Origin of the sequence: Candidatus Mycobacterium methanotrophicum, assembly GCF_023515995.1 — a bacterium.
GTDB lineage: Bacteria > Actinomycetota > Actinomycetes > Mycobacteriales > Mycobacteriaceae > Mycobacterium > Mycobacterium methanotrophicum.
This window is the reverse complement of record NZ_CP097320.1, coordinates 1,664,674-1,690,179: the sequence shown is the minus strand read 5'-3', so window position 1 is coordinate 1,690,179 and position 25,506 is coordinate 1,664,674. Positions and strand designations below refer to the sequence as shown.

Below are 25,506 nucleotides of genomic sequence, written 5' to 3'. Positions count from 1 at the left end.
TCCTCAGCCTCGCTAGGCTCGGCATCGTCGCCGGCGCGGGTCACGGCGGTCCGGCCTTGTAACCCACTCCTCGAACGGTCAGCACTACGGTCGGGTTTTCGGGATCTTTTTCCACCTTGGCGCGCAGACGTTGGACATGCACGTTCACCAAGCGGGTATCCGCTGGGTGACGGTATCCCCACACGTGTTCGAGCAGCACATCACGAGTAAACACCTGGCGCGGTTTACGCGCCAACGCCACCAGCAGGTCGAACTCCAGCGGCGTCAGGGAGATCTGTTCACCATTGCGAGTCACCTTGTGCGCCGGCACGTCGATATCCACGTCGGCGATGGACAGCATCTCGGCGGGCTCGTCGTCGTTGCGCCGCAACCGTGCGCGCACCCGGGCAACCAGCTCCTTGGGCTTGAACGGCTTCATGACGTAGTCGTCGGCGCCCGACTCCAGGCCGAGAACCACATCGACGGTGTCGGTCTTGGCCGTCAGCATCACAATCGGGACACCCGAATCGGCGCGCAGCACCCGGCACACGTCGATGCCGTTCATCCCCGGCAACATCAAATCCAGCAGCACCAGGTCGGGGCGCAGTTCGCGCACCGCCGTGAGCGCCTGGGTGCCATCACCAATGACCGCGGTGTCGAAACCTTCGCCTCGCAGCACGATGGTCAGCATCTCGGCCAGCGAAGCGTCGTCGTCGACCACGAGAATCCTTTGCCTCATGGCGTCCATGGTGTCACCAGATCTCGATAAAACCGGGCTGCCACACGCGTGTTTCTCCCCCCGATTACCACAGTTCGCGTCGTTAGGCCGTCAACCTGGCCGCCAGCCGGCCGGAATCGACGTCCGCATCGACCACCAGCCAACGCCCGCCGAAGCCCGCGGCGGCCAGGCCGGCGTACACCGCGCCGGTGCGCTGCTGGAGCTCGTCGTCGCGCTCGTAGGCATCGCGCGACCGCCTGGCGTCCTCGCGGGCCCGCCGGCGGGCCCGCTGGCCGGCAAGCTCGGCCGAAACCCCAAGCAGCACTTGCCAATCCGGTGCCGGAAGGTGCAGCCGGCGGTATTCGATCTGGCGCACCCAACCCACCACCTCACCGTCGGCGTCCTGACGCAGCCGGGCGGCGCTGTAGGCCGCGTTGGACGCCACGTAGCGATCCAGGATCACCACGTCGTAGCCGCCGCACAGTCGGCGGATCTGGTCGGCGGCGCCGGCGCGGTCCAGCGCGAACAGCATTGCCATCGCATACACCGAGGAAGCCAGGTCACCGTGGCGGCCGTGCAGCGCTTCGGCCGCCACGTCGGCGGCCACCGACTGCCCGTACCGCGGGAACGCCAGGGTGGCCACCGACCGCCCGCCGTCTTGGAACGCCGTGCGCAGACGCTGCGAAAGTGTCCGCTTGCCGGCGCCGTCGACGCCTTCGATGGCGATCAGCACGGCGCGAGCTTATCGCCGACTCCGCCGAGGGTGCGGCCAGCCGCATCCTGGGCGCCCGGCGTGCGGCTGGCCGCACGCCGGGCGTGACGCAGCGAGCTGCTCAGTACCGGTAGTGGTCCGGCTTGTAGGGCCCGTCGACGTCGACGCCGATGTACTCGGCCTGCTCCTTGGTCAGCTTGGTCAGCTTTCCGCCCAGTGCAGCCACGTGCACGCGGGCCACCTTCTCGTCAAGGTGCTTGGGCAGCCGGTAGACCTCGTTGTCGTATTCGTCGTTCTTGGTCCATAGCTCGATCTGGGCGATGACCTGGTTGGAGAAGCTGTTGCTCATCACGAACGACGGATGCCCGGTGGCGTTACCGAGGTTCAGCAGCCGGCCCTCGGACAGCACGATGATCGACTTGCCGGTGTCTTTGAAGGTCCACATGTCGACCTGCGGACGGATGTTGGTCTTGATGGCGCCGGAGCGCTCCAGCCTGGCCATCTGGATCTCGTTGTCGAAGTGGCCGATGTTGCCCAGGATCGCCTTGTCCTTCATCGCCTTCATGTGCTCGAGGGTGATGATGTCCTTGTTGCCGGTGGTGGTGATGACGATGTCGGCCTCGCCGATCACGTCCTCCACCAGCTTGACGTTGTAGCCCTCCATCAGCGCCTGCAGCGCGTTGATCGGGTCGATCTCGGTGACGGTCACCCGTGCGCCCTGACCGGCCAGCGACTCCACACTGCCCTTACCGACATCGCCGTAGCCGCAGACCAACACGTTCTTGCCGCCGATCAGCACATCGGTGCCGCGGTTGATGCCGTCGATCAGCGAGTGCCGGCAGCCGTACTTGTTGTCGAACTTCGACTTGGTGACCGAGTCGTTGACGTTGATCGCCGGGAACGCCAAATCGCCCGCGGCGGCGAACTGGTAGAGGCGCAGCACACCGGTGGTGGTCTCCTCGGTGACGCCCTTGATCGACTCGGAGATCTTGGTCCACTTGTTCTTGTCGGTCTCGAAGCGCTTGCGCAGCAGGTTCAGGAACACCTTGTGCTCAGCCGAGTCGTCCTCTTCGGCGGGCGGCACCACCCCGGCCTGCTCGTGCTGCGCTCCGCGCAGCACGAGCATGGTGGCGTCACCGCCGTCGTCGAGGATCATGTTCGCCGGCTCACCCGGCCAAGTCAGCGCCCGCTCGGCGGCCCACCAGTACTCCTGCAGCGTCTCGCCCTTCCACGCGAAGACCGGCACACCCTTGGGCTCTTCGGGAGTGCCGTGTGGGCCGACGACGACTGCGGCGGCAGCGTGGTCCTGGGTGGAGAAGATGTTGCACGACGCCCACCGCACCTCGGCGCCCAGCGAGACCAGCGTTTCGATCAGCACCGCGGTCTGCACGGTCATGTGTAGCGAGCCGGAAATCCGGGCGCCTTTGAGCGGTTGCACGTCGTGGTACTCGCGGCGCAGCGACATCAGACCCGGCATCTCGTGTTCCGACAGCTCGATGTCGCGGCGACCGTAGTCCGCCAAAGACAGGTCGGCTACCTTGAATTCGATGCCGTTACGAACGTCGGCGCGGGGCGAGCTCTCGGTCGTCGTCATGTGTATAGGCCCATTCCTTCGTCATCAACTAATTAGCTTGCATATATATTAGTCCCGACGCGGCGGTGCCCTGCTGCGGGGTCAGCCGGGTTCTGCTCTACCCTATGGGTCCGCTTCTCCTCGGGCCTACCGGCCCGCATCGTCGCGAATCTCCCCGTAGCGTTCCACCGCCGGTGTCATCAGCCGCGCCAGATCCGCGGCCACGTCATGGTCGGACTCGGGCGGCATCGACACGTAGCTCATCGCGAGCCGCACGATGGCGCGGGCCAGGATGCCGGAGTCCTCATCGCTGGCCTTGACCCAGCTGTGCTGGAAAGTCGCGGTCAGACGCACCGAGCAGTGCGTGATGATCGGCCCGCTGTCGATGGTGATGAGTTGCAGCAGATCGGGTTTGGCCACCCCGCTCAGCAGCGAGATGACCAGCGGGTCGGTGGCCGACTCGGAGAAGAAGGACCGAAATCCCTGCAGGAAGGCGGCATAGGCATCGCCAACGTTGGAGTGGATAGCGTCGTCGACGGCGCTCACCAGTCGATCGGCCAGCCGCATCGCATAGCCTTGAGCAAGGCCTTGCCGCGACCCGAATTCGTTGTAGATGGTTTGACGGCTGATGCCGGCGGCGCGGGCCACATCGGCTAGCGCGATCGCCGACCAGTCGCGGCCCAGTAGCAGCTCCCGCATCGCGTCGAGCACCGAATCACGCAACAGGGCCCGTGACGCCTCGGCGTGCGGGACCCGTTGCTTCACAAGCGCGACAGTAGCCGTTGCGCCGCTCCTCCTCATCGCTTCGCTCTGCATCGCCGCCGGCGGTGTGCTCACGACCGGGCGACTTCCACCATTTCGAAGTCGGATTTCGCTGCGCCGCAGCCCGGGCAACGCCAGTCGACGGGGAGCTGACCCCGGCGCGTCGCGGGTAGAAATCCTTCTCGTGCGGCGCCATTGCGCCGTCTGCGCCGGCTTGCGAGGCGACCTTTACGTCTTTTGCCTCGGCGGCAGCCGCGTCCCGCCGCATGGCCAGCACGGAGTGCCGGCGCCCTTAGCCGAAGTAGATGGCGACCCCGGCGACCATCCAGACGCCGAAGCGGATCCAGGTCACCACCGTGAGGCTGACCATCAGCCAAAGACGCGCGCGTTCGGTGCGCGTACCGCGCTTCGACGCCGACACCGGGCGGGTGACCCGGAGTGTTGCTGAATTTCGATGACATTGCCAACCCGGAGTTTGTCGCCGCCGACCTCCTCGTCGACGCGCCCGAACGCGGCACCAGGCTGCCCGTGTGGCTAGAGCAGTGGGGCCGCCTGCGCCGAGCCTTGGCCGGTGGCCCGACAACAACGAACTTGGCGCGCGACGTGAATCGGGCCACCGCCAGAACCACCTACCCGGTATGGACGATGAACACGATCGGCGATCTCAATTTCCACCATGCCGCCGGCCACGCATCGTGGCGGTACCGGCCGCAGGGCAGTCTGTTCGATCAATTCCTCGGCGCCGCAGAGGCCGATCGACGTTCTCGCCGAATGGTTTTTGCGTAGGTTTTCGTTACTCGACAGCCTCTACATGATTCCGACGCCGCCGCCTGTTGTCCGCGCCATCCGGCACAACTTGCGGTTGTGCGCCCGCCGAGCGCCGCCAAGCCCGGAACGGTCACAGGCCCACGGTGGCCCGAAAGATCGTGGTCGGTTCGTGAGCGATGAGCCGGATGGGCCCGTCGTCGGCAGCCACCCAGGCAGCGGCGCCCCGGGTGAGCTTCACCACCCCGGACTTTCCGCACACCGTCGTGGAACCCTCAGTGCACAACAGGATCTGGGGACCGTTATGGCGCGACGGCGCGTCGACTTCGTGACCAAGTTGGTCGTCACCGAGGGTCAGCATCGATGCCGCGAACTCGACGGCGGGAGTGTCATAGACCAGTCCGATTCCATCCTGGTGTGTCGACGGGTGCAGCCCCGCCTCGGTGGTGGGGTTGAAATCCAGCACCCGCAAGAGCTCCGGAACGTCGACGTGCTTGGGGGTCAGACCACCTCGTAACACGTTGTCGGAGTTGGTCATTACCTCCAGCCCGACGCCACGCAGATAGGCATGCAGGTTGCCGGCCGACAAAAAGATCGCCTCGCCAGGATCAAGGGTTATCCGGTTGAGCAACAACGCTGCCAGCACGCCAGCATCGCCGGGATAGCGTTCGCCCAGCTCCAGCACAGTCTTGGCTTCCGCAGCGAATTCCTTTGCGCCGCAGCTGACGTAGCGGATGGCACCCTCCAGCACAGCGGACACAAGGGCATCGACGTCGGGCTGTGGCGCGGTGATCCAAGTCGTGAACAAGGCGCGCAGGCCATCGGCATCGGACTGGTCGTTCAGCAATTCGATGTATGGATCCAGTTCAAATACCGCTAGGGCGCGCAGGAGTTCGATGGTCCGGGCGGTAGGACGGAATCCGGCCAGCGCCTCGAACTGCCGTAGTGCCACCAACAGCTCGGACTTGTGACTGGTGTCGCGGTAATTGCGGACCGGCGACGTCACCGGGATGCCGAGCTGTTCCTCGCGAAGGTAACCCTCGGCGGCTTGCTCGGCGCTCGGATGCGCCTGCAGCGACAGCGGTTCTTCGGCAGCAAGCACTTTGACCAAAAATGGCAGCACGTCGCCGAACCGGGCGCGGGCCACCGAGCCTAGCTGGCCTTCTGGATCGTCGAACAGCGCCTGCAGCAACGACGTTTCCCCGTCCGGGCCTTCCAGCCACGCCGGATCGCCGGTGTTGGCGCCGAGCCAGAGTTCTGCTTCTGGGTGGGCGGCCGGGACGGGGCGCCCGGTGAATTCGGCAATGTCAGTACGCGATCCCCATGCGTAAGTCCGTATCGCTCCGCGTAGCAACTGCACTGTCTAGTTATCCCCGCACGAGCCGTAAGTAAACCGCGGCCATCTCCAGCCGGACAGCCAATATTGCCAGTTGCTGCTCGGCACGTTGGACACCCACCGGCGCCGAGCGGACATCCGACACATCAGACACATCCTCGGCGCCGACGATGTCGAGGTCGTCGAGACGCACGGCCCGCGAGGCCACGACGGAGCGCTCGGCGTCCAACGTCAACGCCAGCACCCGCAACCGCTCGGCGACCGGGCCGTCGATCTGCTCGTCGTGAAAAAACGCCTCTTCCGGGTCGAGGGACTTTGACTGTGCGATGGCCCGCAGCGCTGCCAGCGCGTCGGCGAGCCCGGTTGCGGCGGCCACCTGATGCGCAATCCGCAGCAGTGCCGAAGACCCGTGTCTGGCCAGCGCCAGGGTGGCTGCGCAGTCGCCGGCGAGCACGACGCGACGCCGTGACATGCGCTCGACCAAGGCCTTGGCCGGGTTGGTGAACACTTCTCGGCTGGCGCTGTTGCGCAATGCCTCGGCGTCCAGTTCGTCGGCCATCGCGGCGAGGTCCACCCGCAGCTTGGGGTCGACGGTTTGCAAGGTAGCCAGCCCGGCGGCCAGGTAGCGGCACAGGCGAAACTCTTCGGGAACCGGCACCCGCGGCTCCATCACCGCCACCCGCCCGGCGGTGCTGTCGCGCAGCGGGCCCTGGTAGGGCGCCGCGACGACCACCCGCGCGCCTCGGCGCACTCCGCTGGCGGCGGCCCCGACCAACGCCGGGTCGCCGGGGTCGTCGCCGGCGACGACCAGCGTGTCGAGCGGACCGATCCAAGGTGGCGCCCCGGCCGCGACCACGATGGGCGCGGCCACCCGGCTGCCCAGCGTCGCGGCCAGCATGACACCCGCGGTCTCGGCGGCGCCGCGCCCGGCAACCCAGATCACCGTGCGAGGACGCTCATCGCTGGTTACTGGGTCCAGCGCGCCCCCGTCCAGCGCGGCCGCGGCGGCCCGGACCTGGGCACCGGCCGTCGACGCCGACCGCAACAGCCCGTCGCGGTCGGCGGCCAGCAGGCCGTCGGTGTCGTCGAGGTCGATGGTGGCCCGGGTCGCGTTCACACTGCGGCCTCTGGCTGACTCGCGTCCTGTCGGCGGATTTCGTCGGCAACTCGCGCGACCACCGCTTCGACGTCTTCGGTGCACCGTCCTTCCACGTTCAGCCGCAACAACGGCTCGGTGTTGGAGCTGCGCAGGTTGAACCAGCTGCCCTCACCGAGGTCCACCGTCACCCCGTCGAGATGATCGATGGATTGAATTCGGCCGCTGAAGGATTTCAGCACCGCTTCGACGCAGGAGGCTGCGTCGAACACGGCGAAGTTGATTTCGCCGGAGGACTCGTAGCGCTGGTAGTCGGCGGTCAGCTCAGACAGCGGACGCTGCTGCTCGCCCAGCGCGGCCAGCACATACAGCGCGGCCAGCATCCCGGAATCAGCGCCCCAGAAGTCGCGGAAGTAGTAGTGCGCCGAGTGTTCGCCGCCGAAAATCGCGCCGGTGTCGGCCATCAGCGCCTTGATGTAGGAGTGCCCGACCCGCGATCGCACTGGCGTGCCGCCGCGCTCGACCACCAGCTCCGGCACCGCGCGAGAGGTGATCAGATTGTGAATGACAGTCGCGCCGATTTCCCGGCCGAGCTCACGGGCGGCGACCAGCGCGGTCACCGTCGACGGCGACACCGGCCGGCCGCGCTCGTCGACCACAAAGCACCGGTCGGCGTCGCCGTCGAAGGCCAGTCCGATATCAGCACCGGTGTTCTGCACGTAGGACTGCAGGTCGGCCAGGTTCGCCGGGTTCAGCGGGTTGGCCTCGTGGTTGGGGAACGACCCGTCGAGCTCGAAGTACAACGGCAAGAGGGTGATCGACCCGATCGGACCAAGGACCGCCGGGGCGGTGTGGCCGGCCATCCCGTTGCCCGCATCGACGGCCACCCGCAGCTGGCGCAGCCCGGCGGTGTCCACCAACGAGCGCAGGAAGGCGCCGTAGTCGGCCAGCACGTCTTTGTCGCCGATCGCGCCGGGCGGCCCGTGGTACGCCGGGACGCCGGCGACCAGGGCGCCACGGATCGCGCTCAACCCGGTCTCGGCGCCGACGGGCAAGGCGGCGGCCCGGCACATCTTGATGCCGTTGTAGGCCGCCGGGTTGTGGCTCGCGGTGAACATCGCGCCGGGGCAGTCCAGCAGCCCGGAAGCGAAGTAGAGCTGATCGGTCGACGCCAAGCCGATGCGGACCACGTCAAGACCCTGTGCGGTGACCCCGGACCCGAACGCGGCGGCCAGCGACGGAGAACTGTCCCGCATGTCGTAGCCGATGACGACTTGCCGCGCGTCCTGCTCACGCATCAACCGGGCGAACGCGGCGCCGACGTCGCGGACGAGGGGCTCATCGATCTCCGCACCGACCAGACCCCGCACGTCATATGCCTTGATCACACGGTCGAGCACCGCGGCGGACCGAGACATGTACCAGGCTCCTGACGAAGGGGACGTTTCGCCGTCAGCCTAGCTGGGTGACGATGCATGCCGGGGCGGATTGAGGGTGGCGGCACCTCCCAGCCGCGAAGCGGCGAGGGGGCGAACCGGGCAATCAAACCGAGCCCGGTGACGTTGCTAGTCGGCGGGGTCGGGCAACACACGAAGATGCCCGCGCCGGCGCCCGGCGCCGGCGGGGCGGGGGCCGGCCTGGGCCAGGGCGCCGTTCGACCCGGCAGCGGTCGGAGCACCGCCGCGCTGGGCGGCGAAATCGTGGAATCCGTTGACGGGCGCACCGCCGCCAACCGCGTCGCGACCCTCGCGGACCGCTTCGGCCAGCGCGATCAAATCGTCCTCGTCAGGGTTGGTGGCCAGCGGGCCGGAGTGGCGGACGAGTTCCCAGCCGCGCGGCGCGGTGATGCGACCGGCGTGGCTGACGCACAGGTCCCAGGAATGCGGATCGCGCGAGGTTGCTAGCGGACCGATTACCGCCGTGGAGTCCGAGTAGACGAACGTCAGCGTCGCCACCGCGTAATGCGGACACCCGGGCCGGCAACAGCGACGCGGAACGTTCACGATCGAGAGGCTATCGTGCGGAAACGTCCTCTCAGCGCCGGACACGCGCATTCGCCCGGGACGCGATGTCCAACCGTTACCATCGCCGGGTGAGCGATTCGGGCAGCTCCCCCCGCGGCGGCGGCCGGGGGCCGCGACGGGTTTCGCGCCGCCGCCGGGAGATGCGCGGGCCGCTGTTGCCGCCGACGGTGCCGGGGTGGCGCTCCCGCGCGGAACGTTTCGACATGGCCGTGCTTGAGGCCTATGAGCCCATCGAGCAGCGCTGGCGGGAGCGGTTGTCGGGGCTCGACGTAGCCGTCGACGAGATCCCGCGGATTTCGGCCAAGGATCCCGACAGCGTGCAATGGCCACCGGAAGTGGTCGCCGACGGGCCGATCGCGCTGGCCCGGTTGATCGGCGCAGGCGTTGACGTCCGAGGAGGTGTTACCCGGGCCCGAGTTGTCTTGTTCCGCAAGCCAATCGAGCGACGCGCCAAGGACACCGTCGAGCTCGTCGAATTGCTGCACGAAATCTTGGTGGCCCAAGTCGCCAGCTATTTGGACGTCGAACCTTCGGTCATCGACCCGGCGATCGATGACGATTAGTTCCCCGGCGCGACTGCGCCCAGCGCGGAGATTTCCGCGAATCGCCGCCCTGGGCGCAGTCTCGGCGCCGCGGTCGCAGTCTCGGATGCGAAGTCACGGCCCGTCAAGCAGCCCCTGGTCTCAGATAATTCCGCGCTTGAGGCGCCGGCGTTCGCGCTCGGACAGCCCGCCCCAGATGCCGAACCGCTCGTCGTGCGCCAAGGCGTAATCGAGGCATTCGGCCCGGACCTCGCAGCCGAGGCAGATCTTCTTGGCCTCGCGAGTGGAGCCACCCTTTTCCGGAAAGAACGCCTCAGGGTCGGTTTGCGCGCACAACGCGCGGCCTTGCCATTCGTCGGGCGTCACCGGTGCAGGCTCAGAGTCAAAGGCTGCCGACACTTCGACCGCATCGGCGACCAAACTCAAACGGGGCCTTGACGTTACCTCTATCACCGGCGTCATCGGCGAGCTGGTAGTGGTGTGCGGTGTGCCTCCCATTAGGGCCCGAAGGTGCTCATAGGACATGCTCCGCCTCCTCACCTGGTTTCGTTGATCGTGAATGTCACCACTGTTTTGCTGTGCGGCCATCTCGATTCGAACAAATGATCGAATCTCGGTCTGCGACACCGAATCCGGCTAGCCAACCGAAATGACACTGGTGTGATTACACACGGGTAAGCAGCGCTTTGCAAGCGATTCGGAAGAATTCCATACCATCTCGTGATCATTTTTTTGCGGCGCTGCAGCCGTTGCCGCCCTGGCGTGTCGGTCACACCCGCCCCACATGCCCCACCGCGACGGTTCGGGCCGCTCGGGCGCCGGGCGTACTGTCGTGCGGTGTGAAGGTCACGGTCCTGGTCGGCGGGGTTGGCGGCGCCCGCTTTCTGCTCGGGGTGCAGCAGCTGCTCGGTCTGGGTCGGTTCGCCTCCGCGCCGGCGGCGCCGGGCGATGATGAGCTGACCGCGATCGTGAACGTCGGCGACGACGCCTGGATGCACGGCGTGCGCATCTGTCCCGACCTGGACACCTGCATGTACACCCTGGGCGGCGGCGTCGACCCGCAGCGCGGCTGGGGCCATCGCGACGAAACCTGGCACGCCAAGGAGGAACTGGCCCGCTACGGCGTGCAGCCCGACTGGTTCGAGCTCGGGGACCGTGATTTGGCTACCCATTTGGTGCGCAGCCAGATGCTGCGGGCCGGATATCCGCTCGCGCAGGTCACCGCGGCGCTGTGCGACCGCTGGCAACCGGGGGCCACGCTGCTGCCTGCCACCGACGACCGCTGCGAGACGCATGTCGTCATCACCGATCCCGTCGACGACAGCCAACGCGCGATCCACTTCCAGGAATGGTGGGTGCGCTACCGTGCCCAAGTGCCGACGCACAGTTTTGCCTTCATCGGTGCTGAAAAAGCCCGCGCCACAGCCGAAGTCATGCAAGCTATCGGCGCTGCCGACATCATCTTGCTCGCGCCGTCGAATCCGGTGGTGAGCATAGGCGCGATCCTGGCCGTTCCCGGCATTCGGGGAGCGCTGCGGTCGACCAACGCGCCTGTCGTCGGCTACTCCCCGATCGTCAGCGGAAAACCATTGCGCGGCATGGCCGACGCCTGCCTAAGGGTGATCGGCCTGGCGGCTACCGCAGAGGCAGTGGGCCGGCACTATGGCCCGCGCGCAGGCACCGGCATCTTGGACTGCTGGCTGATACACGAGAACGACCGGGCCGAAATCGATGGCGTTGCAGTGCAGCCGGTGCCGCTGCTGATGACCGATCCGAAGGCGACGGCGGCGATGGTGAGCGCCGGCCTCGACCTCGCAGGCGTGGCAACGTGACCGCCCCGGCCAGCCCCGAGCACGGCGCCGCGTCACCCGTTGAGATTCTCCCCGTTACCGGGCTACCCGAGTTTCGCCCCGGCGACGACCTGAGCGCGGTGCTCGCCGCGGCCGCACCCTGGCTGCGCGACGGTGACGTGCTGGTGGTCACCAGCAAGGCGGTCTCCAAATGCGAAGGCCGGCTGGTCGACGCGCCCGTCGACGCCCAGGATCGAGACACGCTGCGGCGCACGCTCGTCGGCGCCGAGGCCGTTCGCGTACTGGCCCGCAAGGGTCGCACGTTGATCACCGAAAACAAGCTGGGCGTGGTTCAGGCGGCATCCGGGGTGGACGGGTCCAACGTCGATGCGGGCGAATTAGCCCTGTTGCCGGTCGATCCCGACGCCAGCGCGGCAGCCCTGCGTGCCGGACTGCGCCAGCTACTGGGTGTCACCGTTGGCGTCGTCGTCACCGACACCATGGGCCGGGCATGGCGCAACGGCCAGACCGACGCTGCCGTCGGCGCGGCCGGTTTGGCCGTGCTGCACAACTACGCGGGCGCCGTCGACCAGCACGGCAACGAATTGGTGGTCACCGAGATTGCGGTTGCCGACGAGATCGCCGCCGCGGCAGACCTGGTGAAGGGCAAGCTGACCGCGATACCGGTGGCCGTCGTGCGTGGCCTGCCCGCCAGCATCGTTTCCGACACCGGCGACACCGCGCGCCACCTTGTCCGCTCCGGCGCCGACGACTTGTTCTGGCTGGGCACCGCCGAAGCCCTGGAGCTGGGCCGCCAGCAGGCCCAGCTGCTGCGCCGCTCGGTGCGCCAATTCGCCAATGAGCCGGTGCCGCCGCAGCTTATCGAGGCCGCGGTCGCCGAGGCGCTCACCGCGCCGGCCCCGCATCACACGCGGCCGGCGCGCTTCGTCTGGTTGCAGACACCCGCGACCCGGATCCGGCTGCTGGACCGCATGCGCGACAAGTGGCGTGCTGATCTGTCCGGTGACGGCAAGCCCGCCGACGCTGTCGAACGACGGGTGGAGCGCGGCCAGATCCTCTACGACGCACCGGAAGTCGTGATCCCGATGCTCGTGCCAGACGGTGCGCACGACTACTCCGACGCCGCGCGCAACGACGCCGAGCACACCATGTTCACGGTCGCGGTGGGGGCGGCGGTACAGGCGCTGCTGGTGGCACTGGCGGTGCGCGGGGTGGGCAGCTGCTGGATCGGCTCTACGATCTTCGCCGCAGATCTGGTGCGTGACGAGCTGGGGTTGGCCGACGACTGGGAACCTCTGGGCGCCATCGCGATCGGCTACCCGCTTGAGCCGACGGAGCCCCGCGATCCGCTGCCGGTCACAGGTCAGCTGGTGCGCAAGTGAGCGTCCGGCAGTCGGCGATTGCATTGCTGACCGAGTGGGAGGCGCCGAGCCCGGAACAGGATTCACTGCGGCACGCGGTGTTGGCGTTTATCGATGCGCGTGACGACTCCTGCCGTCGTGAGTGTGTGCCGGGACATGTCACCGCCTCGGCGTTGGTGCTCGACGACTCCGGCGGCCAGGTTCTGCTCACGTTGCATCGCCGGCTGAGCCGCTGGGTGCAATTGGGTGGGCACTGCGACGACGGAGACGGCGACATACTCGCGGCGGCGCTGCGGGAGGCCAGCGAAGAATCCGGCATTGCCGACCTGTGCATCGAGCCCGATCTGGTCGCCGTACACGTCCACCCGGTCACCTGCTCGCTGGGTGTGCCGACCCGCCATCTCGATCTGCAGTTCGTGGCTCACGCGCCGGCGACCGCTCAGATCACGATCAGCGACGAATCGGTGGATCTGCGTTGGTGGCCTACCGACGACTTACCCGCGGGCTCCGACGAGGCGCTCGCATACCTGGTCGCCCGGGCGTCGAAGGTGGGCTCGTGACACGCTCCGCTCGAAAAACCGTCCATTAAGCCCACATTCGGCGAGTCACACGTCCGACGAGTACCTGATCCCCCCGTCGGGAATGACCACACCGGGCCACACCCGCGCACCCCGCAGCAGCTCACACCGCGCCCCGATATCAGCGCCGTCGCCGATCACGCCGTCGCGGATCAGTGCCCGCGGGCCGATACGGGCGCCGAAGCCGATGATCGACCGCTCGATCAGACTGCCGGCCTCGACCCGCACCCCGTCGAAGATGACTGCGCCGTCCAGCCGGGCGCCGGGGCCGATTTCCGCGCCCCGCCCGACGACCGTGCCGCCGATGAGCACCGCGCCCGGCGAGACCGCCGCGCCGCCGTGCACCAACTGCTCGCCGCGATGCCCACCCAACGCCGGCGACGGCGCGATCCCACGCACCAGATCCGCTGAACCGCGCACGAAGTCCTCGGGCGTGCCCACGTCCCGCCAGTAGGAAGAATCCACAAAACCGCACACCTTGACCCCGTCGGACAGCAGCGCCGGGAACACCTCGCGCTCCACGGACACCTCCCGCCCGCGCGGTATCCGGTCGATGATCGCACGCGAGAATACGTAGCAGCCGGCGTTGATCTGGTCGGTCGGCGGATCTTGCGTCTTCTCCAAAAACGCTGTCACACGGCCATTTTCGGTGGGCACACAGCCGAACGCTCGCGGGTCGCCGACCCGCACCAGGTGCAGCGTGACATCAGCCTGCTTCTCGTGGTGATAGTCCAGCAGCTGTCCCAGATCGACTCCGGAGAGCACGTCGCCGTTGAACACCATCACGGTGTCGTGACGCAAATGCGAAGCGACGTTGGCGATCCCGCCGCCGGTGCCCAGCGGATGGTCCTCCGTGACGTATTCCATCTGCAGACCCAGCTTCGACCCGTCGCCGAACTCCGCCTCGAACACCCCCGGCTTGTACGACGTGCCCAGAACGACGTGCTCAATTCCGGCCGCGGCGATCCGCGACAGCAGATGGGCCAGAAACGGCAGCCCCGCAGTAGGAAGCATCGGCTTGGGCACCGAGAGCGTCAGCGGGCGCAGCCGAGTGCCCTTGCCGCCGACCAGGACGACAGCGTCAACTGGCGACCGGGTCACGTCACGGCCACCCTTGCGCCCGCCGCGAGCCCCGCACCATCAGCCGCGCACGCACCGCCAGTCCCGCCCGGATGACCCAGCGCAGCGGGGCCCGCCGCCACCCAGCATGGCGGCAGGCGAGATAAAGGTAGGTGCTTTTGTGGTGCCCCGCCAGGTGGCGCGCGGGGTCGCGGCCGGTGGCGTGGCCCTTGTAGTGCAGCACCTGCGCCGACGGCACATAGATGTTCAGCCAGCCGGCCTTACCCAACCGGTCGCCCAGGTCAACGTCTTCCATGTACATGAAGTAACGCTCGTCGAAGCCGCCGATCTGCTCGAAGGCGGCGCGACGCACCAGCAGACACGACCCCGAAAGCCAGCCCACCGGCCGCTCGCTGGGTTCCAGCCGCTCCTGGCGGTAGGCCGCCGACCACGGATTGTTCTTCCACAACGGTCCGACGACGGCGTGCATGCCGCCGCGGATCAAGCTCGGCAGATGGCGCGCCGACGGGTACACCGATCCGCCGGGGTCGCGGATCAGCGGGCCAAACGTCGCCGCCCGCGGCCACCGCGTCGCCGCGTCCAGCAGCGCGTCGATGCTGCCCGGGCCCCACTGCACATCCGGGTTGGCCACCATGACCCACTCGTCACCGTCGTCGAGCTGCGCGATTGCGCGGTTCACCGCGCCGCCGTAGCCGAGGTTCGACCCGGTCGAGAACAGCCGAACGCCCGGGTAACGCTCGACCGCGGCCTGCGGCGCCCCGTCGGTGGAGCCGTTGTCGGCCATCAGCACGCTCACCCGTCGGTTCGTCGCATGCGACAGCGACGCCAAAAACCGGTCCAGATGCGGACCCGGGGAATAGGTCACCGTCACAACCGGCAGGACGTCACTCACGGGTAGCAGGGTAACGGTCAGCCGCGCGGCGCGGCGTGCAGCGCCTCGGCGAGCGCGTCGCGCCACGGTCGCAGCGGCGAAAGGCCGGCCCGCTGCGACTGGCGGCCGGACAGCGCCGAATACGGCGGCCTGGCCGCCGGCCGTGGATTGCCGGCGCTGCTGACCGGCGCCACCCGTTGCGGGTCGGCGCCGACCCCGGCGAACACCGCGCGCGCCTGCTCGAAGCGGCTGACCGCTCCCCCGTTGGCGGCGTGTACCAGCGGCGCGTGCACTCCCCCGTCGACCACCTGCAGCAGCGCGGCGACCAGATCAGCGACGTAGGTCGGTGATCCGGTCTGGTCGTCGACCACCTCGACGATGCCGTCCCCGGCGGCCAGCCGGCGCATCACCGCGACAAAGTCTTTGCCGTTCCCGCCGGTGTAAAGCCAGGCGGTGCGGACCACGGTGGCCTGCGGCAGCGCCGCCAGCACGGCGTGTTCACCGGCAAGTTTGGTACGGCCGTAGACGCTGAGCGGACCGGTTTGGTCGTCAACGTCATAAGGGCGCGGCGCCGACCCGCCGAAGTCGCCGCTGAAGACGTAGTCGGTGGAGACGTGAACCAGCCGGGCGCCGACGCGCTCGCAGGCTCGGGCGATATATCCCGGGCCGGCGGCATTGACCGCACGCGCGCTCGACTGGTCGCTCTCGGCGCCGTCGACATTGGTGTAGGCCGCGCAATTGACCACCACATCGCCGGGCCCGACGATCCCCTCGGCGGCAGCCGCGTCGGTGACGTCCCACTGCGCCGACGTGAACGCCCGCACGTCGCGGCCCTGCCGGGCGGCCGCGGCCGAAAGAAGGCTTCCGAGCTGGCCGCCGGCGCCGGTGATCATGATCCGCACGTCACGAGTCTGGCACGCCGAAGCCACGGCTACGCGCCATACTGCTGTGGCAAAAGTAGTCTAGAGTGATGCCTGGGGAACGCGTGGTTCGTGTGATTGCAACTGTGGCCGCCGTGGCGGTCGTGCTCGGCACCGGGGTCGCATGGGGCAAGGTCCGCTCTTTCGAGGACGGCATCTTCCACGTCTTCGCCCCGTCGCTGGGTCAAGGCGGCGACGACGGCGCGATCGACATCCTGCTGGTCGGCATGGACAGCCGCACCGACGCCCGCGGCAACCCGCTCAGCGCCCAGGAGTTGGCGGCGCTGCGGGCCGGCAACGAGGTGGCCAGCAACACCGACACCATCATCCTGGTGCGCATCCCCAACAGCGGGAAATCGGCGACGGCCATCTCGATTCCGCGAGACACCTACGTGGCGGCGCCCGGGCTGGGCAAGACCAAAATCAACGGCGTCTACGGCCAGACCAAGGAAGAGAAGCGGGTCAGCCTGGTCAAATCCGGCGTCGCGCCCGCGCAGGCCGAGGCAGAAGGAACCGAGGCCGGCCGCGAGGCGCTGGTCAAAACCGTTGCCGACCTCACCGGCGTCACCGTCGACCACTACGCCGAGATCGGGCTGCTGGGCTTCGCATTGATCACAGACGCCCTCGGCGGCGTCAACGTCTGCCTTAAAGCGCCAGTGTACGAACCACTTTCGGGCGCCGACTTTCCGGCCGGCTGGCAGAAGCTCAACGGTCCGCAAGCGCTGAGCTTTGTCCGCCAGCGCCATGACCTGCCCCGCGGCGACCTGGACCGGGTGGTGCGCCAGCAGGTGGTGATGGCGTCGCTGGCCCACCAGGTGATCTCCGGCAAGACTTTGTCGAGCCCGGCGACGATGAACCGGCTGCAGCTGGCCATCCAGCGCTCGGTTGTGCTGTCGTCCGGTTGGGACATCATGGATTTCGTAAACCAGCTGCAGAAGCTGGCCGCGGGCAGGATCGCCTTCGCCACCATCCCGGTGCTCGACGAGTCGGGCTGGAGCGACGACGGCATGCACAGCGTCGTGCGGGTCGATCCCCATCAGGTGCAAGACTGGGTCGCCGGCCTGTTGCACGACCAGGCGCAGGGCAAGAGCGAGGAGCTGGCGTACACGCCCGACAAGACCACCGCCAGCGTGCTCAACGACACAGATGTCAACGGGCTCGCGGCGGCGGTGTCAGCGGTGTTGACCGCGAAGGGATTTGCCGCAGGTACTGTCGGCAACAACGATGCCGCCCACGTGTCCGCCAGCCAGGTGCAAGCCGCAAAGGCCGACGACCTGGGCGCGCAAGCGGTCGCCAAAGATCTCGGCGGACTTCCGGTGAGTGCCAATCCATCGCTGCCGGCGGGATCGGTTCGGGTGGTGCTGGCCAACGACTACACCGGGCCGGGCTCGGGCCTGGGCGACGGCGCAGGCGCAACGGCGGCCGCCGCGTCGCACTCCGACTCGGCCAACAACACCGCTCCCCCGCCGTCGCCGATCCTGACCGCCGGCTCCGAGCACCCCGAGTGCGTCAACTGACGTGCCGGCGACGATGCAGTGGGGGCATCCCCAGCCGCGAAGTGGTGAGGGGGGCGAAGCGATGGGCAGGAGCGGCACTTTATGACCGTCACGCTGAGCGCGGCGGTGCTGGACCCGATGCTGCGCGCCGACTCCGTCGGCCCGCGTATCACCTACTACGACGACGCCACCGGTGAGCGCATCGAGCTGTCCGCGGCGACGCTGGTCAACTGGGCGGCCAAGACGGGCAACCTGTTACGCGACGAGTTGGGCGCCGGGCCGGCCAGCCGGGTGGCGGTGTTGCTACCGGCGCACTGGCAGACGGCGGCGGTGCTGTTCGGGGTGTGGTGGATAGGCGCCGACGTGGTGCTCGGCGACGGGGCAGCGGCAGACGTCGCGTTGTGCACCGTCGACCGGCTGGAGGCGGCTGACACCACCGGCGCCGGCGAGGTTGCGGTGCTGTCGCTGGACCCGTTCGGGCGCCCGGTGCCCGATCTGCCGGTCGGTGTCACCGACTATGCGACCGCGGTGCGGGTGCACGGCGATCAGATTGTCGCCGAGCCTCAGCCCGGCCCGGCGTTGGCGGGACGATCGGTCGACGAGGTGCTTGCCGCATGCCAAAGATCAATTGTGGCAAGGGGTTTGACGGCCGAGGATCGGGTGCTCTCGACGGCATCGTGGGATGGGCCGGACGACGTGATCGACGGCCTGTTAGCGGTCCTGGCGATCGGCGGGTCGCTGGTGCAGGTGGCCAACCCGGATCTGGCGTCGCTGGCACGCAGGATCGAGACCGAGAAGGTCACCCGCGTGCGGTAGGGGTCGCCCGCGCTCGACGCCGCCGCGTCCTGCGATCCACCCCAATGCCAACGGGAATCCGGTAGAAAGCGTCGAGCAAATCAAGTTCGCGGCCAAGAAAATCCGCTAGAGTTCCGATTGCCGGAACGGCGCGACGGCAAGCAGTCAGGCCGAAGATGATTTGGTCATTGACGCTGGTGCACGTGATGTTCAGCGTCTGCCCGTCAACGGGGACCGACAGCGGGTAAAGCGCTTCGAGGTGAGCGCCGTTCCAGTAGAGCGGGCCCGATGGGCCGGGAACGTTGGAAATCATCACGTTTGGCGGGCGCAGCGGGCCCAGCCCATGCCCGAGCGCTATCGCAATCGCGAGCGGGGCAGCACCAAGCGCACTCATCGCCAACACCTGTAGTTGGCTGCGGCCGGCCAGCGCGGCCTTGCCGTCGCACATGCTGGCCTGTACTGCCGCAAGACGCTCGGCTGGGTCTGCCAATTGTGTGCCCAGCGAGCACGTCAATGTGCCGATTCTGTTGCCGGGAACGGCCGCGCCGGCAGGCTCGTCGCCGCGCAGCGACACCGGCACCATCGCCATCAGCGGCGCGCTCGGCAATGCGTTACGCCGCAACAGATAACGACGCAGCGCACCCGCGCACATGGCGAGCACCACGTCGTTGAGAGTGGCATCGGTGTGTTTGGCGACCAGCCGCAGCCGGTCGATCGGGAAGCTGCGTCCGGCGAAGGACCGGGCGCTGCTGATCGGCACGTTGAGCGGTGTGTGCGGCGCGGCCAGGGTCAGCGGACCACCGCGGCGGCGCACCGCCCGCCACACCGTGTCGGCGAGAGCCGGCGCCATTCCGGCAAGCTCTCCGGTCGCTTTGACCACACCCTGGGCCACACGCCACGGACCGATGCCGCCGGATACGTCGTCGCCGCTCGGCTGTGTGCCCACCTCCCACAGCGCCGGCATCCCGCGCCGGTCCGGGTCCGTACTGACGGTCTGTTGCAGCAGGCGCATGGCCGAAACCCCGTCGGCCAACGCGTGGTGCACCTTGACATAAATTGCATAGCGCCCGTCGGGGAGCCCTTCGATCAGATGGAACTGCCACAGCGGGCGGTTCAGATCGAGCCGTCCGCTATGCAGCCGCGAAACCAGATCGCACAACTCGGCCATGCCGGCGGGCTGGGGTAAAGAGCTGAGGCGCACATGGTAATCCAGGTCAATGTCGTCGTCGGTGCACCAACGCCACTGCCCAAGCGAGATAAGCGAACGGTGCGGGTGGCGCCGCCACAGCGGCGCCACCTGATCGCGAGTCAACGCTTCGGCGACCATTGCCCGCGCGTCTTGGGCGCCGGCGCCTTCCGGCCGGCTCAGCACACCCAGCGCCCCGACGTTGATCGGCCGCTGCACGGCCTCCGCATACAAGAACAGCGCATCGGTCGGCGATATGAAAGAGAGCACGAATAGCCGAGCCTTTCCGCCCCGGTACCGACACCCCGCACCCGGCCGGCGCCCTTTGACCCGCCGGCCGCAGTGCCGATCGAAACAGCCGATATGACGGCTGCCCGGGTTGCCGGGCGTGGCGGAAATTGACACCAGCGCCGCGCGCAGCTGCACCAGGCGGTCGACTTGACTTGTGTCAAATGATGGTTGCCGCCGAGACTTAACGGCAGTTCCCGCCGGTTTCTGGACGGGTGATCCCGTCACGATAGCACACTCTAACCGCGTCGCGGTGAGTTTGCCGGGGGCGTTAATTAGGCACTTCCCAGCGGCGATACATGTTGGTATTGCAATATTTGTATGTTAGGTTTGGCGACACGGTTACCTAGGGAAGGTTCTGGGGATGTTGATGCACGGCTTTTTGGGCAAGGCGGCCGGAACGGTGGTCACCGGGCTGGTCGGGGTGAGCGCGTACGAGGTTGTGCGTAGGGCCCTGGCGAAGGCTCCGATTCACGACGCCGCGGTGACCACCACGGAGTGGGGACTGCGCGGAACCCGGCGTGCCGAGGAGGCAGCGGAGTCCGCCCGGCTCAAGCTGGCCGACGTGGTGGCCGAGGCCCGCGAACGCATCGGCGAGGAGGCGCAGCCTCCGGCGATCGGCAACCACGACCACGAGCACTGACGTGCGCGTCGTTTCCGACGCTGCCGGGCGGATGCGGGTGCATGTCGGATGGGCGCGTTCGAATCCTCGCCGCGCCGTCGCGGTGGAAGAGGCGGTCGATCGGCAGGACGGGGTGCGTTGCGTGCACGCCTACCCACGCACCGGTTCCGTCGTCGTCTGGTATTCGCCGAGGCGCTGTGACCGTGAGGAGGTGCTGGCGGCAATCACGTCGGCAGAACACGTTGCCGCCGAGCTGATCCCGGCTCGCACACCGCGGTCGTCCGACGTCCGCAACACCGAGGTGCTGCGCATGGTGCTCGGCGGCGCCGCGCTGGCATTACTCGGGCTGCGGCGCTACGGCTTCAACCGTGCGCCGCTGCTGGGCCCGAGCGGCCAGCTCGTCGCGGCCGGCGCGACGGTGTTCATGGGCTATCCGTTCCTGCGCGGCGCGTTGCGCTCACTGCGGTCCGGACGCGCAGGCACCGATGCGCTGGTAACCGCAGCGACTGTGGCAAGCCTGGTGTTGCGCGAGAACGTCGTCGCGCTCACCGTGCTGTGGCTGCTGAACATCGGTGAGTACCTTCAGGATTTGACGTTGCGACGGACCCGGCGGGCCATCTCGGACCTGCTGCGCGGCCGCACCGACACGGCATGGATCCGGCTGGCCGACGGCAACGAGGTGCAAGTCCCGATAGATTCCATCCAGGTCGGCGACGACGTGGTGATCCACGACCACGTCGCGATACCGGTCGACGGTGAGGTGGTCGACGGCGAGGCCATTGTCGACCAGTCCGCGATCACCGGCGAAACGCTGCCCGCCAGCATCCTTGCCGGGGCGACGGTGCACGCGGGTTCGGTGGTGCTGCGCGGACGTCTGGTTGTCCGCGCTGGCGCCGTCGGCAACGAAACCACCATCGGCCGCATCATCGCTCGCGTCGAAGAGGCCCAACACGATCGGGCGCCGATCCAGACCGTCGGCGAGAACTTTTCCCGTCGCTTCGTCCCGCTCTCGTTCATCGTGTCGGCGGTCACCCTGGCCATCACCGGAGACGTCCGGCGCGCGATGACCATGTTGTTGATCGCCTGCCCGTGCGCAGTGGGCCTGGCGACGCCGACCGCAATCAGCGCGGCGATCGGCAACGGCGCGCGCCGCGGCATCCTGATCAAAGGCGGCTCGCACCTCGAGCAGGCCGGCCGAGTGGACGCGATCGTCTTCGACAAGACCGGCACACTCACCGTCGGGCGTCCTATCGTGACGAATATTATTGCGTTGCATGAGAATTGGCAGCCAGAGCAGGTGCTCGCCTACGCCGCCAGCTCGGAGCTGCACTCACGTCACCCGCTGGCCGAGGCCGTGATCCGCTCGACCGAGGAACGCCGCATCATCATTCCGCCGCACGAAGAATGCGAAGTGCTGGTCGGCCTGGGCATGCGGACCTGGGCCGACGGACGAACACTGCTGATGGGCAGCCCGTCGCTGCTGCGCTCGGAAAACGTCAAGGTGTCCAAAAAGGCCGCCGACTGGGTCGACGCGCTGCGCCGCCAGGCCGAGACGCCGCTGCTGCTCGCGGTCGACGGCACACTGGTCGGGTTGATCAGCCTGCGCGACGAAGTGCGGCCAGAAGCGCCCGATGTATTGAAGAAGCTGCGCGCCATCGGGATCCGCCGAATCGTGATGCTCACCGGTGATCATCCCGACACGGCGACTGCGGTCGCCGGCGAGCTGGGCATCGACGAATGGCGCGCCGAGGTGCTGCCCGAAGACAAGCTCCAAGTGGTGCGCCAACTTCAGGACGAGGGCTACATCGTGGGCATGGTCGGCGACGGCATCAACGACGCCCCCGCGTTGGCGGCCGCCAACATCGGCATCGCCATGGGCCTGGCCGGCACCGACGTCGCCGTCGAGACCGCCGACATCGCCTTGGCCAACGACGATCTGAACCGCTTGCTCGACGTGGGCGACCTGGGCGCTCGCGCGGTCGAGGTCATCCAGCAGAACTACGGCATGTCGATCGCAGTCAACGCCGCCGGGCTGTTGATCGGCGCCGGCGGCGCGTTGTCGCCGGTGCTGGCCGCGATCCTGCACAATGCGTCCTCGGTGGCGGTCGTCGCAAACAGTTCTAGGCTGATTCATTACCGGTTGGACTAGTGGCGACCGTCAAGCGCGGCGAAGCGGGGAACGCCGATTCCCGGCCTTCGGCTTAGGGTTAGCAGCCGCAGTCCTCACCGCGCCACGCCTTGGCGCCCTGCCAGATTGCCGCGGCGGCAATGCCCAGGCCGATTACCGGATCAAACCACCAGAAGCCCGGCCACTGGGCGGTCACCACCAGGCCAACCAGAACGGCCGCGGCCTGCGCACCGCACAAATAATTCTGGGTACCTTCGCCGGCGGTGGCCGACGAGCCCAGCTGCCCGGCGAGTGCATGCTTGGCCCGCCCCAGGATCGGCATCAGCACCAACGACGCGGCTGTCAACGCCATACCGATCACCGAGACGTCAGCGTGGTGCGCATCGAACAGGTGATGTATCGATTCCGCGCCGATATAGGGCGCCGACAGCCAAAACGACAACGCGACACCGCGCTGAGCGCGCCGTTCCGCCGTCTCGGACAATGTGCGCGAGCCGGAGAACCGCCACGCCACCATGGCACTGGCCAGGGCCTCGGGCATGCTGCCCAGTGCCCAGCCGGTCAGCGCGATCGACCCGACCGCCAAGCCCTGCCACAACCCGATGACACCCTCGGCCAGCATGGCGGTCATGCTGACCCACGCCAGCCCCCAAGCCCATCGGGCACGACGATGCCAGGCCGCGTCCCGTTGGGCCGCATGTCCAGATTCTGCACAGCAGGCCCCGTCGACGAGCCGGGCGTCACCGCCGATCGGGCGCGCAATGGTCACCAAGCGATGTTAGCGGCCCACCTCCACCGGGAGTGGCAGCGACATGTCGTTGCCGCCGTCGCTGAGCGTGCGCTGCCAGAAACCAACGTCGTGCCAGGTGCCCATTTTGCAACCGGCCTCCAGCAGTCGACCAGCCCGGATAAACCCGTGTCTTTCGTGCAGTCGGACGCTCGGGTCGTTGGGCAGTGCGATCACCGCTACGACGCTTCGGAAACCCTGGCGGGTCAGGCGGCCGAGCAGTTCGGTGTACAACGCGTCGGCCAGCCCGCGCCGCTGCCTCGACGGATCGACGTAGACGGTGGCCTCGACGGTCCACTGATCGGCGGCCCGAGGGTTCCACGGCGCCGCATCGTTCACCGACGGCTTGCGGCAGGTTTACGGTTGTCGCGAGCCCTCTCGACGAAGCCCGGCGCAGTGCCATTAACGTGCCCCTATGGTGGATTTTGCGCTGCGCTCCTGTGGACTGCGCGGGCATGCGACGTTCGCTCCCGACGAGCCCGAGCTTCGGCAGCGCTTGAAAGCCGATACCCCCGCCGGGGAGGCGTGGCGCTGTTTGCGCTGCGAAACGTTCGTAGTCGGCCCTCCTCGCGACAGCGGCCCGGCCAATACCGCGCCGGAGATCCCACGGGGGCGAATGCTGCGTGATCGGACGTTGATGCGGGCGCTGGCCGTGGAACGCGCGATTCGCGCTGTGATCGTTCTGTTGCTAGCCGCCGGCGTGTTCAAGGTCACCGGGTCACGCGAGCGATTGCGTCATGCGTTCGAACAAGACCTGCCGTTGCTCAAACCGTTGGCGAAGCAGATCGGGTTTAATCCGCAAAACTCCAAGATCATTCACCACATCGCGCAAGCATTCGCGCTGTCGTCCTCGACGTTGACGTGGATTGGCGTCGGGCTTGTCGCCTACGCGGTGATCGAACTTATCGAAGCGGTCGGGTTGTGGTTGGTGCGACGGTGGGGCGAGTACTTCGCGGTGATCGCGACCAGCGTCTTTCTTCCGCTGGAAATGTACGAGCTAACAGAAAAGCTCACGGCTCTTCGACTTATTGCGCTTGTCGTCAACATCGTCGCGGTCATTTGGCTGCTGTGGAGCAAACGGCTGTTCGGGCTGAACGGCGGCGACACAGCCTACCGAGAAGAGCATCACACCGCAAGCCTGCTCAGCGTGGAGCGCGCGGGGCTGGGCGAAAGTGCAGCAAGCGCAACAATATAACCGAAGCTACCCGAGCGGATCGATCCATCGGACGCCGGAAAATCGACTGAAGTCGACGTCGGTGGAACACAATTCTGCGCCATGCTCGATGGCCAGGGCGGCAAGATGCGCATCGCTGGTTAGATTTCCCGCTGCGCCAAGAGGAATAAGCAGCCCCCGGAGCACATTCGCATGGCGATCGGTTGGGTGCACGACGGTCACGCACGGTTGCGCCAACCAGCCGTCGACGACGTCGAACGACTCGTCGACCGTGAGGGGCCGGGCAAACACTGCAGCGCGCGTAGCTAGCCGCACAAAACCGACGAGTACCTGCCAAGCGAAAGCGACGGTGTCCGAACCGGACAGGGTGTCGTCGAGCCAGTCCCGCGCCCGTTGGTGACGCGACGACGACTCATCCATCGCGTAGATGAGGATGTTCAGGTCCAGCAACCTCATTTGCGATGCGCGAGTTTGCGCACGATCTCCGCGTCTTCGTCGGCTGCGGCCAAGGCCACTGCCTTATCGACGTCGAATTCTGGCCGTATCCCCATGTCACGACTCGGCGTGCGATAACGCCGTCGGGTTGGTTCACTGCCCAGCCCGCGTCGTACCGCGTCGTTGAGCACCGCCTTGAAAGACGTCCCCCGCTGGCGTGCCACCCGCTGCAGCGCGGCAACCACATCGGGATCGAGCGTCACCGTGGTCCGCATGCTGGCATCATAGCAGCAATTGCGATGCTGTCATGATGCCATACAACGTGGCCTGCCAATTGATCCGCGACGCATAAACGCCTGCGAAGACACGCCAGGCTGGTGCGCAGCAGATTAAGTCTCGACGGGATTGTGCGGCGCGCCCTCCACTCGCCGGCACGTCACAGCATCTCGTTAGATTGGGTTGAAGTA

At 67.4% G+C, this 25,506-nt stretch carries 28 protein-coding genes and 1 pseudogene; 10 read left to right on the top strand and 19 right to left on the bottom strand.

Annotated features, from left to right (window positions below; genetic code table 11):
• Window positions 1-40: 40 nt before the first annotated feature.
• From mtrA to M5I08_RS09100, 6 genes and pseudogenes are all read right to left on the bottom strand, one after another.
• Window positions 41-727: a two-component system response regulator MtrA gene (gene mtrA, locus M5I08_RS09125; protein WP_219067329.1), complete on the bottom strand. Its 687-nt coding sequence runs from the start codon at window positions 725-727 to the stop codon at window positions 41-43.
• A 73-nt stretch (window positions 728-800) separates the two neighbouring features.
• Complete coding sequence (locus tag M5I08_RS09120; protein ID WP_219067328.1) at window positions 801-1,430, bottom strand: dTMP kinase; 630 nt, start codon at window positions 1,428-1,430, stop codon at window positions 801-803.
• A gap of 100 nt (window positions 1,431-1,530) precedes the next feature.
• Window positions 1,531-3,003 carry an adenosylhomocysteinase gene (gene ahcY / locus M5I08_RS09115; RefSeq protein WP_219067327.1) on the bottom strand — a complete coding sequence of 491 codons (1,473 nt, stop codon included), beginning with the start codon at window positions 3,001-3,003 and terminating at the stop codon, window positions 1,531-1,533.
• A gap of 126 nt (window positions 3,004-3,129) precedes the next feature.
• Window positions 3,130-3,783 carry a TetR family transcriptional regulator AlkX gene (gene alkX, locus M5I08_RS09110; RefSeq protein WP_219067374.1) on the bottom strand — a complete coding sequence of 218 codons (654 nt, stop codon included), beginning with the start codon at window positions 3,781-3,783 and terminating at the stop codon, window positions 3,130-3,132.
• Between the two features lie 32 nt (window positions 3,784-3,815).
• Window positions 3,816-3,938: pseudogene (locus tag M5I08_RS26670) on the bottom strand (rubredoxin); the annotation flags it as partial.
• A 98-nt stretch (window positions 3,939-4,036) separates the two neighbouring features.
• Window positions 4,037-4,165 carry an amino acid permease C-terminal domain-containing protein gene (locus M5I08_RS09100; RefSeq protein ID WP_370328599.1) on the bottom strand — a complete coding sequence of 43 codons (129 nt, stop codon included), beginning with the start codon at window positions 4,163-4,165 and terminating at the stop codon, window positions 4,037-4,039.
• Window positions 4,166-4,182: 17 nt separating this feature from the next.
• Between M5I08_RS09100 and M5I08_RS26665 the strand changes: the two genes are divergently transcribed.
• On the top strand, window positions 4,183-4,530 hold the full coding sequence (locus M5I08_RS26665) for a hypothetical protein (protein WP_370328598.1): 348 nt from the start codon (window positions 4,183-4,185) through the stop codon (window positions 4,528-4,530).
• Window positions 4,531-4,642: 112 nt separating this feature from the next.
• Here the strand turns inward: M5I08_RS26665 and manA are convergent, their stop codons facing one another.
• The 4 genes from manA to M5I08_RS09075 all read right to left on the bottom strand — a co-directional run bounded on the left by manA (window position 4,643) and on the right by M5I08_RS09075 (window position 8,944).
• Window positions 4,643-5,869 carry a mannose-6-phosphate isomerase, class I gene (gene manA / locus M5I08_RS09090; RefSeq protein WP_219067326.1) on the bottom strand — a complete coding sequence of 409 codons (1,227 nt, stop codon included), beginning with the start codon at window positions 5,867-5,869 and terminating at the stop codon, window positions 4,643-4,645.
• A gap of 7 nt (window positions 5,870-5,876) precedes the next feature.
• Window positions 5,877-6,962: a TobH protein gene (locus M5I08_RS09085; protein WP_219067325.1), complete on the bottom strand. Its 1,086-nt coding sequence runs from the start codon at window positions 6,960-6,962 to the stop codon at window positions 5,877-5,879.
• Window positions 6,959-8,359 carry a phosphomannomutase/phosphoglucomutase gene (locus M5I08_RS09080; protein ID WP_219067324.1) on the bottom strand — a complete coding sequence of 467 codons (1,401 nt, stop codon included), beginning with the start codon at window positions 8,357-8,359 and terminating at the stop codon, window positions 6,959-6,961. The genes M5I08_RS09085 and M5I08_RS09080 overlap by 4 nt, the downstream gene beginning before the upstream one ends.
• 147 nt (window positions 8,360-8,506) lie before the next feature.
• Entirely contained in the window at window positions 8,507-8,944 is a 438-nt protein-coding gene (locus M5I08_RS09075) for a DUF3499 domain-containing protein (protein WP_219067323.1), read from the bottom strand.
• Between the two features lie 161 nt (window positions 8,945-9,105).
• Here M5I08_RS09075 and M5I08_RS09070 point away from each other — a divergent pair, with 161 nt between their 5' ends.
• On the top strand, window positions 9,106-9,528 hold the full coding sequence (locus tag M5I08_RS09070; protein ID WP_219067371.1) for a metallopeptidase family protein: 423 nt from the start codon (window positions 9,106-9,108) through the stop codon (window positions 9,526-9,528).
• 120 nt (window positions 9,529-9,648) lie between these two features.
• Here M5I08_RS09070 and M5I08_RS09065 read toward each other — a convergent pair whose 3' ends face one another.
• A complete protein-coding gene (locus tag M5I08_RS09065; RefSeq protein WP_307728217.1) occupies window positions 9,649-10,005 on the bottom strand; it encodes a WhiB family transcriptional regulator in 357 nt (118 codons plus the stop codon).
• 341 nt (window positions 10,006-10,346) lie between these two features.
• Here M5I08_RS09065 and cofD point away from each other — a divergent pair, with 341 nt between their 5' ends.
• Genes cofD through M5I08_RS09050 form a run of 3 tightly spaced genes read left to right on the top strand, consistent with a single transcriptional unit; the run spans window position 10,347 to window position 13,239 of the window.
• The gene (gene cofD, locus M5I08_RS09060) at window positions 10,347-11,339 is read left to right on the top strand and encodes a 2-phospho-L-lactate transferase (RefSeq protein ID WP_219067322.1); all 993 of its coding nucleotides are present in this window, start codon (window positions 10,347-10,349) and stop codon (window positions 11,337-11,339) included.
• Window positions 11,336-12,700 carry a coenzyme F420-0:L-glutamate ligase gene (locus M5I08_RS09055; protein WP_219067321.1) on the top strand — a complete coding sequence of 455 codons (1,365 nt, stop codon included), beginning with the start codon at window positions 11,336-11,338 and terminating at the stop codon, window positions 12,698-12,700. The genes cofD and M5I08_RS09055 overlap by 4 nt, the downstream gene beginning before the upstream one ends.
• Entirely contained in the window at window positions 12,697-13,239 is a 543-nt protein-coding gene (locus M5I08_RS09050) for an NUDIX hydrolase (RefSeq protein ID WP_219067320.1), read from the top strand. The genes M5I08_RS09055 and M5I08_RS09050 overlap by 4 nt, the downstream gene beginning before the upstream one ends.
• A gap of 45 nt (window positions 13,240-13,284) precedes the next feature.
• On the opposite strand, the gene manB is transcribed toward M5I08_RS09050, so the two are convergent.
• From manB to rfbD, 3 genes are read right to left on the bottom strand one after another with little or no spacing between them, the layout of a single operon-like run.
• Window positions 13,285-14,358 carry a mannose-1-phosphate guanylyltransferase gene (manB, locus tag M5I08_RS09045; protein ID WP_219067319.1) on the bottom strand — a complete coding sequence of 358 codons (1,074 nt, stop codon included), beginning with the start codon at window positions 14,356-14,358 and terminating at the stop codon, window positions 13,285-13,287.
• Between the two features lies 1 nt (window position 14,359).
• Window positions 14,360-15,229, bottom strand: a complete 870-nt coding sequence (locus M5I08_RS09040) for a glycosyltransferase family 2 protein (protein ID WP_219067318.1) — start codon at window positions 15,227-15,229, stop codon at window positions 14,360-14,362.
• A gap of 17 nt (window positions 15,230-15,246) precedes the next feature.
• Window positions 15,247-16,101 (bottom strand): dTDP-4-dehydrorhamnose reductase, encoded by an 855-nt coding sequence (gene rfbD, locus M5I08_RS09035; RefSeq protein WP_219067369.1) that lies wholly within the window; start codon window positions 16,099-16,101, stop codon window positions 15,247-15,249.
• 77 nt (window positions 16,102-16,178) lie between these two features.
• On the opposite strand from rfbD, the gene M5I08_RS09030 reads away from it, so the two are divergent.
• Both M5I08_RS09030 and M5I08_RS09025 read left to right on the top strand, forming a co-directional pair.
• A complete protein-coding gene (locus tag M5I08_RS09030; RefSeq protein WP_219067317.1) occupies window positions 16,179-17,645 on the top strand; it encodes an LCP family protein in 1,467 nt (488 codons plus the stop codon).
• 81 nt (window positions 17,646-17,726) lie between these two features.
• A complete protein-coding gene (locus M5I08_RS09025) occupies window positions 17,727-18,440 on the top strand; it encodes a TIGR03089 family protein (protein WP_219067316.1) in 714 nt (237 codons plus the stop codon).
• On the opposite strand, the gene M5I08_RS09020 is transcribed toward M5I08_RS09025, so the two are convergent.
• Window positions 18,424-19,875, bottom strand: a complete 1,452-nt coding sequence (locus M5I08_RS09020) for a WS/DGAT/MGAT family O-acyltransferase (protein WP_219067315.1) — start codon at window positions 19,873-19,875, stop codon at window positions 18,424-18,426. The two genes, M5I08_RS09025 and M5I08_RS09020, sit on opposite strands and share 17 nt — an antisense overlap.
• 382 nt (window positions 19,876-20,257) lie before the next feature.
• Between M5I08_RS09020 and M5I08_RS09015 the strand changes: the two genes are divergently transcribed.
• Together M5I08_RS09015 and ctpC are read left to right on the top strand one after the other, a co-directional pair.
• On the top strand, window positions 20,258-20,536 hold the full coding sequence (locus M5I08_RS09015) for a DUF1490 family protein (RefSeq protein WP_219067314.1): 279 nt from the start codon (window positions 20,258-20,260) through the stop codon (window positions 20,534-20,536).
• A 31-nt stretch (window positions 20,537-20,567) separates the two neighbouring features.
• Window positions 20,568-22,664 carry a manganese-exporting P-type ATPase CtpC gene (gene ctpC / locus M5I08_RS09010; RefSeq protein ID WP_219067368.1) on the top strand — a complete coding sequence of 699 codons (2,097 nt, stop codon included), beginning with the start codon at window positions 20,568-20,570 and terminating at the stop codon, window positions 22,662-22,664.
• Window positions 22,665-22,722: 58 nt separating this feature from the next.
• On the opposite strand, the gene M5I08_RS09005 is transcribed toward ctpC, so the two are convergent.
• The gene (locus M5I08_RS09005) at window positions 22,723-23,274 is read right to left on the bottom strand and encodes a cation diffusion facilitator family transporter (RefSeq protein ID WP_249763328.1); all 552 of its coding nucleotides are present in this window, start codon (window positions 23,272-23,274) and stop codon (window positions 22,723-22,725) included.
• A 147-nt stretch (window positions 23,275-23,421) separates the two neighbouring features.
• Window positions 23,422-23,769, bottom strand: a complete 348-nt coding sequence (locus M5I08_RS09000) for a GNAT family N-acetyltransferase (protein WP_219067313.1) — start codon at window positions 23,767-23,769, stop codon at window positions 23,422-23,424.
• Between the two features lie 76 nt (window positions 23,770-23,845).
• On the opposite strand from M5I08_RS09000, the gene M5I08_RS08995 reads away from it, so the two are divergent.
• Window positions 23,846-24,625, top strand: coding sequence for a DUF2127 domain-containing protein (locus M5I08_RS08995; RefSeq protein WP_219067312.1), 780 nt, complete (start codon window positions 23,846-23,848; stop codon window positions 24,623-24,625).
• 6 nt (window positions 24,626-24,631) lie between these two features.
• On the opposite strand, the gene M5I08_RS08990 is transcribed toward M5I08_RS08995, so the two are convergent.
• Window positions 24,632-25,060 carry a type II toxin-antitoxin system VapC family toxin gene (locus M5I08_RS08990; protein WP_219067311.1) on the bottom strand — a complete coding sequence of 143 codons (429 nt, stop codon included), beginning with the start codon at window positions 25,058-25,060 and terminating at the stop codon, window positions 24,632-24,634.
• The gene (locus tag M5I08_RS08985; protein WP_219067310.1) at window positions 25,057-25,314 is read right to left on the bottom strand and encodes a ribbon-helix-helix domain-containing protein; all 258 of its coding nucleotides are present in this window, start codon (window positions 25,312-25,314) and stop codon (window positions 25,057-25,059) included. The genes M5I08_RS08990 and M5I08_RS08985 overlap by 4 nt, the downstream gene beginning before the upstream one ends.
• Window positions 25,315-25,506: the final 192 nt, after the last annotated feature.

Coding starts and splice junctions, on each gene's coding strand:
- M5I08_RS09070 (WP_219067371.1), top strand. CDS start 9,106: ATGCGCGGGCCGCTGTTGCCGCCGACGGTGCCGGGGTGGCGCTCCCGC.
- M5I08_RS08995 (WP_219067312.1), top strand. CDS start 23,846: ATGGTGGATTTTGCGCTGCGCTCCTGTGGACTGCGCGGGCATGCGACG.
- M5I08_RS08990 (WP_219067311.1), bottom strand. CDS start 25,060: ATGAGGTTGCTGGACCTGAACATCCTCATCTACGCGATGGATGAGTCG.
- M5I08_RS09030 (WP_219067317.1), top strand. CDS start 16,179: ATGCCTGGGGAACGCGTGGTTCGTGTGATTGCAACTGTGGCCGCCGTG.
- ahcY (WP_219067327.1), bottom strand. CDS start 3,003: ATGACGACGACCGAGAGCTCGCCCCGCGCCGACGTTCGTAACGGCATC.
- ctpC (WP_219067368.1), top strand. CDS start 20,568: ATGCGGGTGCATGTCGGATGGGCGCGTTCGAATCCTCGCCGCGCCGTC.
- M5I08_RS08985 (WP_219067310.1), bottom strand. CDS start 25,314: ATGCGGACCACGGTGACGCTCGATCCCGATGTGGTTGCCGCGCTGCAG.
- alkX (WP_219067374.1), bottom strand. CDS start 3,783: ATGAGGAGGAGCGGCGCAACGGCTACTGTCGCGCTTGTGAAGCAACGG.
- M5I08_RS09005 (WP_249763328.1), bottom strand. CDS start 23,274: ATGACCGCCATGCTGGCCGAGGGTGTCATCGGGTTGTGGCAGGGCTTG.
- M5I08_RS09025 (WP_219067316.1), top strand. CDS start 17,727: ATGACCGTCACGCTGAGCGCGGCGGTGCTGGACCCGATGCTGCGCGCC.
- mtrA (WP_219067329.1), bottom strand. CDS start 727: ATGGACGCCATGAGGCAAAGGATTCTCGTGGTCGACGACGACGCTTCG.
- M5I08_RS09065 (WP_307728217.1), bottom strand. CDS start 10,005: ATGGGAGGCACACCGCACACCACTACCAGCTCGCCGATGACGCCGGTG.
- M5I08_RS09080 (WP_219067324.1), bottom strand. CDS start 8,359: ATGTCTCGGTCCGCCGCGGTGCTCGACCGTGTGATCAAGGCATATGAC.
- M5I08_RS09015 (WP_219067314.1), top strand. CDS start 20,258: ATGTTGATGCACGGCTTTTTGGGCAAGGCGGCCGGAACGGTGGTCACC.
- rfbD (WP_219067369.1), bottom strand. CDS start 16,101: ATGATCACCGGCGCCGGCGGCCAGCTCGGAAGCCTTCTTTCGGCCGCG.